General features: G+C 45.3%; 10 protein-coding genes. 6 read left to right on the top strand and 4 right to left on the bottom strand.

Annotation, left to right across the window (positions count from 1 at the left end; genetic code table 11):
• The 3 genes from VK541_RS00960 to VK541_RS00950 form a co-directional block, all read left to right on the top strand.
• A partial coding sequence (locus VK541_RS00960; RefSeq protein WP_324366001.1) for an XrtN system VIT domain-containing protein occupies window positions 1-719 on the top strand: 719 nt, incomplete at its 5' end.
• Complete coding sequence (xrtN, locus tag VK541_RS00955) at window positions 716-2,044, top strand: exosortase N (protein ID WP_324365999.1); 1,329 nt, start codon at window positions 716-718, stop codon at window positions 2,042-2,044. The genes VK541_RS00960 and xrtN, both read left to right, overlap by 4 nt.
• Window positions 2,045-2,058: 14 nt before the next feature.
• The gene (locus VK541_RS00950) at window positions 2,059-2,574 is read left to right on the top strand and encodes a hypothetical protein (protein WP_324365997.1); all 516 of its coding nucleotides are present in this window, start codon (window positions 2,059-2,061) and stop codon (window positions 2,572-2,574) included.
• A gap of 31 nt (window positions 2,575-2,605) precedes the next feature.
• Here VK541_RS00950 and VK541_RS00945 read toward each other — a convergent pair whose 3' ends face one another.
• Window positions 2,606-3,388, bottom strand: a complete 783-nt coding sequence (locus tag VK541_RS00945; RefSeq protein WP_324365996.1) for a DUF1080 domain-containing protein — start codon at window positions 3,386-3,388, stop codon at window positions 2,606-2,608.
• A 195-nt stretch (window positions 3,389-3,583) separates the two neighbouring features.
• On the opposite strand from VK541_RS00945, the gene VK541_RS00940 reads away from it, so the two are divergent.
• From VK541_RS00940 to VK541_RS00930, 3 genes are all read left to right on the top strand, one after another.
• Window positions 3,584-4,846, top strand: coding sequence for a PQQ-dependent sugar dehydrogenase (locus VK541_RS00940; protein ID WP_324365994.1), 1,263 nt, complete (start codon window positions 3,584-3,586; stop codon window positions 4,844-4,846).
• An 83-nt stretch (window positions 4,847-4,929) separates the two neighbouring features.
• Complete coding sequence (locus VK541_RS00935; RefSeq protein ID WP_324365992.1) at window positions 4,930-5,442, top strand: DinB family protein; 513 nt, start codon at window positions 4,930-4,932, stop codon at window positions 5,440-5,442.
• A 184-nt stretch (window positions 5,443-5,626) separates the two neighbouring features.
• Window positions 5,627-6,544 (top strand): DUF6528 family protein, encoded by a 918-nt coding sequence (locus tag VK541_RS00930; RefSeq protein ID WP_324365990.1) that lies wholly within the window; start codon window positions 5,627-5,629, stop codon window positions 6,542-6,544.
• Window positions 6,545-6,550: 6 nt separating this feature from the next.
• On the opposite strand, the gene VK541_RS00925 is transcribed toward VK541_RS00930, so the two are convergent.
• The 3 genes from VK541_RS00925 to VK541_RS00915 all read right to left on the bottom strand — a co-directional run.
• On the bottom strand, window positions 6,551-6,685 hold the full coding sequence (locus tag VK541_RS00925) for an alanyl-tRNA synthetase (RefSeq protein ID WP_324365988.1): 135 nt from the start codon (window positions 6,683-6,685) through the stop codon (window positions 6,551-6,553).
• Window positions 6,686-6,740: 55 nt separating this feature from the next.
• On the bottom strand, window positions 6,741-7,535 hold the full coding sequence (locus VK541_RS00920) for a heme ABC transporter ATP-binding protein (protein WP_324365986.1): 795 nt from the start codon (window positions 7,533-7,535) through the stop codon (window positions 6,741-6,743).
• Window positions 7,536-7,539: 4 nt separating this feature from the next.
• A partial coding sequence (locus VK541_RS00915; protein ID WP_324365984.1) for a FecCD family ABC transporter permease occupies window positions 7,540-7,880 on the bottom strand: 341 nt, incomplete at its 5' end.

Below are 7,880 nucleotides of genomic sequence, written 5' to 3'. Positions count from 1 at the left end.
GTCTGTCTCAGCAAAACTTCAGCCTGTTTCCGGTTCAGAAAATCCGGCATCCTGATGAGGCACTGCTGGTTTCGAAAAGCAGCAGTACATCGCCCAACCTGGGTGATTTAAGGGGGACAGCGTTCGGGAGTGCGCTTAGCGAATACTTGAAAACACCCAAACACATTGCTTTCTATAATTTCGGTCCGGAATTGAACCCATACCTGAAAGCCCTTAAAGAATTGCGGGTCTTGAATTACAGCAGTGGCAGCATTGGCCGGCTGACAGGCTTGTTGTCTGCAAAAAGATTTGCAGCTGATCAGGAAGATGAGCGTACAGTTGTCATAGAAACTGCCGGAATGATGATCCGGAGTGTGGATTCACTGCAGGAAGGCAGTACTGCACCGGATCATTTGCTGAGGTTGTTTGCCTACAATGACATCATGAAAAAGGTTGCCCCTAATTTCTTCAGCAAAAATTACGTGCAGCCCGAACTCATTGCCGAAGCAGAACAAGGTTATATTGTCTCACCGGTATCGAGCATGATCGTACTGGAGACACAAAAAGATTACGAGCGTTTTAATATTGATGAGAACAAGAACAGCCTTAAAAATGCTTCGATGAAGTCCTCCGGTGCGGTCCCCGAGCCACGAGAATGGGTATTGCTGATCTTGTGCATAGGTGTAGCCGGCTACGTGCTGTATACCAGAAGATTTAACCCGGCTAGCTTAAGACCATGATTGCACTGAGTTTAAAGCGCAGCCTGACACCGCATTTGGCTGCAGCCTTCATGCTGATCTATTCAGGTTTACTGATCTGTTTTCTGAAGGGCTTTTTCCACTGGAATATCAATCTTTATGCAGGACTCTTGCTGGCGCCTTTTATTTGCCGGGTAGAACGCGGTACGTTTTCAGTCCGGTATTTGTTGCCCGCTATAGCGACCATCTGTTTGGGTATCCTCCTTCCGGTAAAGTCTGTTTTTTTCCTTGCCCTGCTTTTTTCAGCACTGTTGCTGATGGAGAACAGCATCGGCAAGCTGAGTCCTGCATTTTTGTTTTTACTGCTGCTCATCTCCCCGGTGTTCAAATCTTTTTTAGGGATGGTCGATTTTCCGGTACGCCTTTGGCTTACAGGAAGGGTTGCAGGCCTGTTGGACGCAAATGGAGTAGCTGCGATTGCGGCGGGAAACCAGATCCAGATGGGAAATTACGATTTTTCTGTTGATCCTGCCTGTGCCGGCCTGCACATGCTGATCATTTCTCTGGTCATTTGCCTGTTCTTGCTCACGCAGCGTCAGCAAGCACGGCAAGCCGGATTTTTCCTGACCAGCATTGCCGTTTTGATCGCCATTGGGCTCAATATCATCAGTAATTTCTTCCGCATCCTGCTGCTGGTGATGTTCAAGATCATGCCAGGTACTTTATTGCACGACGTGGTGGGGATTGCATGTCTGCTCATCTACGTGATTCTGCCTTTGTTTTTTGTAATAAAATGGCTGATGACCTATTTTGGGCAGCCGGTCGCAGCCAAAGCAAGTGCGCCAAGGTTTCCGCCAGCTTTCTCGATTCGCTATCCTGCCTTACAGATTGTTGCAGCGGCCTTTTTGATTTTCATCGCTTCAAAAATGGTGACTGCAGATGCCCTGGTCAGTTCCGGTAAAAATATACAAATCAGCGGGTTCAGAAAAACGCGATTGGAAACGGGTATTTTGAAACTGGAACGTAAAACGGCACTGATATATCTCAAACCGGCTGCATTTTACATTCCGGGTCACGACCCGAAATTATGCTGGGCCGGCAGCGGCTATATCTTCAAAAACATCAAATCCGAAACACTGGCCGGGTATGAAGTGTATACGGCAATACTTCAAAAAGGGAAAGACAAGATCCATGCAGCCTGGTGGTTTGACAATGGTACGTTAAAAACAGTAAATCAAATGACCTGGCGCTGGCAGGCTGCAAAAAGCGGGGATAACTTTTACCTCGTTAATGTTAACGCCCTGAACCGTGCCGAACTTGAAAAACAGGCAATCGGACTGCTAAACAATACGAAATATTTGAAATGACAATTGATATCATTATGGAAAAGAAAGCAAATGCTTTAAAAAGAAGAATCAGAACAATGATTTGGATCATCATTGCTGGTTTGACACTAAGCGGAGTCACTGCCTTTCCCCTTGAAACGGAAATTGGCTGGTTATTGCCATATAACGCGTGCTATCCCGGGGTCCTGAGCGAATGGCTGGGGGTAATACATGCGGCGATCAAAGATACCAATAGGCATTATCCTTATTTGAGCTACGGTACAGATTGGCTGGCTTTTGCACACCTGATGCTCGCGGTGTTGTTTGCCGGGCCGCTTAGAGATCCCCTGAAAAATATTTGGGTGATCAAGTTTGGGGTGATCGCATGTATTGCTATTGTTCCATTGGCTTTAATAGCCGGACCAATCCGGCAAATCCCATTCTTTTGGCGGCTGATAGATTGCGCTTTCGGAGTTCTGGCGATCGTTCCGTTGTGGATCTGTTATGACAGCTGCAGAAGCCTGGAAAGATTAAAATCTGATATTCCAAGTGAAGAGAATTATTTTTTATAATACAAACTCAGCCGGGTTGCAGAGACAGCACCTATTCTCTTATCCATATATTCCGGAAACTTATCGGCGCACTTTTATCACCATGCGATTGCAATACAATCGGCGCAGGGCCATGCTTAGCATAAACGTGTTTAGTGCCGGTAGAGGTGCCGCCTTCTATGATTTCGTTATTTTGAACCATCACCCCGTTAAAAAAGATGGTAACCCGGGCCGGAGTTTTTATTGTGCCGTCCTCATTAAATTGCGGATCAGAATAGGCAATGTCATAAACATTCCATTCGCCCGCTTTTTTTGCCGGGTTGACAAGAGGAATAGCTTCTCTGTAAATACTGCCCGCCATACCGTTTACATAAGTCTTGTTGTCGTTATTATAAGTATCCAAAACCTGTATCTCGTACCTGCCGGACAAAAAGATACCACTGTTGCCTCTTGACTGACCTTCACCAGTGATGTCTGCCGGCACTTTCCATTCGATGTGGAGCTGGTAGCTTGTAAAATCTTTTTTGGTTTTGATGTCACCTGCAGATTTATCAACGGTTAACGCATCACCGGCTATTTTCCACTTAGCGGGCGATTGGTCCTTTGTCGAAACCCATTCGTCCAGGTTCTTACCGTTAAACAGAACGATAGCGTCTGAAGGTGCATTGCTAAATGATTTTCCCGGTGTAACAACAGCGGGTACCGGTTCAAATACTTCCGCATTATTTGGATTTAAAGAAGGGTTATTGGCCTCTTTAATAGCCGTCATCGTTTGCCCATGTACCACAGCCGACAAGCACAATGCCGCCGCGCTTGAAATGAGGTTATATTTCATAAGTATGCTCTTTTTTGGTTTAATTTTGTTTCAAATTTTCCTGAATTACAAGGTAATAATTATCCAATCCATATATCATTGGTAGTAGAAATTATACAAAGTCCAACAGCACAACCAATGTAACAATAATCGTCATTTACAGTACCGAACTAAAAATAACCCTAAATTAGGGCCAACACACAAATTATGAACTTGATGAACAAAATAGTACTTTCTGGTACCCTCGCTATATTTGCTATGGCCGGTCTGACCAGCTTATCCCTTTCCAACAATGATGTAAACATTGGAAATGCCAATAATCTGATACTTCCTTCTGGTTTTTCTGCCGCGATTGTGGCTGATTCTCTCGGCCCGCTCAGGCACTTGATCGTCAACAACAACGGAGACATTTATGTAAAACTTAATGCGCTGCGGAACGGAAAGGGGATTTACTACCTGAGTGATTCCAACCACGATGGTGTAATGGATCAGAAGACCGGTTTTGGAAATTATCCCGGAACGGGCATCAAAATCAAAGACAATTATCTTTATTCTTCTTCAAATACCGGTGTATTCAGGTACAAGCTGAACGATAAAGAACAGGTGATCGATGCAAATAAACCTGAGGAGATCATTCAGGGCCTGGTAGACAAACGAGCCGACAATTCCAAATCTATCGCTATAGACGATCAGAATAACATTTATGTAACTATTGGTTCTTATTCCGATGCCTGCCGGGAGAAAGATTCCGGAAAAGGAATGCCCGGCTGTCCGCTTTTGGATTCGGTAGGGGGCATCTGGGCGTTCAAAACCAATAAGCTCAATCAAAGTTATGGCGATGCGGTCCACTATGCCAAAGGAATTAAAAATGCGGTCGGCATTGACTGGAACACCAGTACTAAATCATTGTTCTCTACCCAGCATGGCCGCGGACGATTTGACGATAAGTTTCCGCAGTACTATACGGCCAAACAAAGCACCGACATGCCTGCTGAAACCTTGTACGAATTGCATAAGGGATCGGATGCCGGCTGGCCCTTTGTTTATTATGATCCTTTTCTGAAGAAGAAAATGCGGGCCCCGGAATACGGTGGTGATGGAAAAACAGCGGGTGATGCCAAGTACCAGGATCCCATAGCTGCTTTCCCGGCACATCTTGCGCCCAATGATTTGTTATTTTACACAGGTAATATGTTCCCTGCAAGATATAAGAACGGTGCTTTCATTGCCTTTCACAGTCAGTCTCAGCTATTAAAAAAAGGCTATCTGATAGCTTTTGTTCCTTTTAAAAACGGCAAGCCATCGGGTGATTGGGAGATCTTTGCAGACAACTTCACAGGTGTAGATCTGGCAAAACCTGCTGGTCCTTTTCAGTACCGTCCTAGCGGTCTGGCACAAGGACCCGATGGCGCTTTGTATGTTTCGGATGATTTAAAGGGTGCGATCTTTAAGATCACTTATGCAGGAAATAAAAAATAAATAAAACACACTGCCATAGGGTTGTCAGTGGTCGTAGTTTTCTTTGTGTCATTAAAACAATGTAACACTTAAAAGATCATACTATGACAACTGCAATCTCCAACACCGCAACTCCTTTATTTTTGTCTGCCCACCATTTATTAGACCACTGGCAAGGGCATAGAAAACTGACCAGACGTGTCATTGAGTCCTTTCCGGACGATAAATTCTTTGACCACACCTTAGGCGGGATGCGCTCCTTCGCCGACATGATGAAGGAGATCCTTGACATCTCCGCACCCGGAGTCAAAGGTATCGCTACCGGGGAATGGTCGGCCTCTGACGGCTCCTGGAGCCACAACGCCAAAGAAGTAGCCGCTTCCAAAAAAGCTTTCCTTGATTTATGGGACAAGGCTACCGAAGAGATCAATGCCTATTGGCTCCTGATTTCTGAAGACCGCTTCCAGGAAAGTGTACTGGCCTTTGGCCAATACGAAGGAACAGTTTACAATACCATACTTTATTTTATTGACAATGAAGTACATCACCGCGCCCAGGGAACAGTTTACCTCCGCAGCTTAGGCATTGAGCCGCCTGCTTTCTGGAACAGGGATTAATGAAGTCACCGTTCCCTTATATTCAAAAACCCCCGAATGACATACATTCGGGGGTTTTTTGGAGGAACTGAATTGCCGCTATGCTGAATTAATACTAATTTAACGCCATGTTAAAGACAGAGGGCTAGTATTGCCCGGGTTTCTCAAGCAACGGATTATAACACAAACTACCTGATAAATCACCATGACCAAACAGTTAATATTAATAGCAGCACTCCTTTTCTTCTCTTTCAACGCATCAGCTCAAAAATCAATTCTGCTGACCGAGCAAGCTAAAAACAGGCTTCTAATTGTAGATCAGCAATCCAAACAGATCATTTGGGAATGGCTGCCACGGCAGTCCAATATTGCTCCTGAACATTTCAACTGGTTCAAGAACATCAGCGAAGCCAAACCCGTATTTAACAGGAAATATGTATTGCTCACCGCATCGGGCGGAGCGGTTGCACTGGTACGGATAGCCGATAAGAAGACTTTATTTTATGCCAATGGAGGCAGCAACCCGCACTCTGCCGAGCTATTGCCCGATGGAAACATTGTCAGCGCCGCCAGTACCGGCAACGTAATGACACTCTTTAAAGTAGATACCACAAATGCACTTCATTCCGGCTACAAGAAGACTTATTACCTCAAAGAAGGACACAATGTAGTATGGGACAAGAAAAGACAGTTACTATGGGCCACCTCCGGCGACACATTAAAAGCATTCAGCTACAACAGGAATTGTCTGAAGCCCGAATTGACAGAAAAAGAAAAAGTACTGCTCCCTGGTCCTGAAGCGCACGACCTGTTCCCGGTATTTGGAAAAGACGAGCTCTGGTTTACCAATGTATCCGGTTTTTATAAGTTTAGCCTGAGTACTAAAAGATTCACAAAATCTACCGCCAGCGATCCGCAAAATATAAAAAGTGTTTCTTCCGGGCCCGCAGACTATCCGGTCATCACGATGAGGCCTAAAGAGCAATGGTGGACAGACGAAGTAACTGATAATATGGGTAAAAGTCTTTATCTGCTCAAGGGCTTGAAGATCTATAAAGCACGCTGGTTTGCAGACAACAAATTCAGCTATCCGGAAAAGCATGTGTTTAATTTGTGTAAATAGGAGGCCCTATTTCAATACCCAATAACCCAGTGCCAGCCAGACCAGTCCTTTGACCAGGAAGAACATAAATCCCCAAAATCCGAGTTTCTTCAGCCATTTGAGCAAAGCAGCCCTTTTTTCAGAAGCAGGTTTTGTAGTCATACGCAATAATTTATATGATCCTGAAGCAAAAATAAATGATTTACAGATAATATCATTACGGATTTAAATTAATGGTAACGTTCCTTGGAATAAAAAAGTGTTGCAAAGTCCTGGGATTGGTGTATATGTCCGAATTTATTTCAAAAATCTCGTAAATGTTCTTGGCGTTCAGTACCTCAGCAGTGGTTCCGTCATACCATTTTCGGCCATTTCTAAGCATCAGGATGCGGTCGGCATACTGTGCCGCCAGGTTGATGTCATGCAGCACACTGATCACCATAAAGCCTTTTTTTGCAAGCGTTCTGGCTATTGCAAGTGTTTGCTGCTGATATTGCAGATCCAGACTGGCCACAGGCTCATCCATCAGCAGCAAAGCATTGGGCACATCCCAGATCTGGGCAAGTACACGTGCGAGCTGTACCCGCTGCTGCTCACCGCCAGATAGCGTGAGGTAGGAGCGGTCGTCAAACTCCTTCATCCCGGTCAGTTCCATAACCTCACCGATGATCTCCAGATCTTTTGAAGAAGGACTGGTTTTATAATGCGGATAGCGGCCCATCAGCACCACTTCCCTTACGGTAAAGGCAATATTGAGTATATTTTGCTGATTGAGGACACTGCGCTTTAGCGCCAGTTCTGCGTTCGGCATATGGTTTAAATCCATACCCTGTAGTTTTACACTTCCCTTGTCCGGTTTTTTCTCCCCGCTTAGCATTCGCAATAAAGTAGATTTGCCGGCACCGTTGGCGCCAAGTATCACCAGCAGTTCCCCTGGACGGATGCTAAAAGAAATGTCTTTTACCAGAGTTCGGCGGCCTGTTTCAAATGTGATGGATTCTGCGATCAGCATAATATTATAAAACGAGTTTCTTTTTGTCTTTGATCAATATATAGAGGAATAAAGGCGTGCCCAGCAGTGCGGTGATGACCCCGATGGGCAATTCCACAGGAGCGATCAGTGTCCGGCACAGCAAGTCAGCCAGGGTAAGCATCAATGCCCCGCACAATGCTGAAGCAGGCAAAACCTGCTTATTGTCCACTCCGATCAGCAGCCTGATCGTATGAGGTACCAACAGACCCACAAAACCGATAATGCCGGATACCGCGACAGCAGCACCCACAGCCATTGTAGCCAGGATCACTACATTGCGCTTTACTGAACCGACTTTGAGGCCCAGCTGGGCAGCCTGTGTTT

Origin of the sequence: Pedobacter sp. (assembly GCF_035317785.1) — a bacterium.
Taxonomy (GTDB): domain Bacteria; phylum Bacteroidota; class Bacteroidia; order Sphingobacteriales; family Sphingobacteriaceae; genus Pedobacter.
Note: the sequence above shows the minus strand (reverse complement) of the source record. Positions and strands in the feature narration are given on the sequence as shown.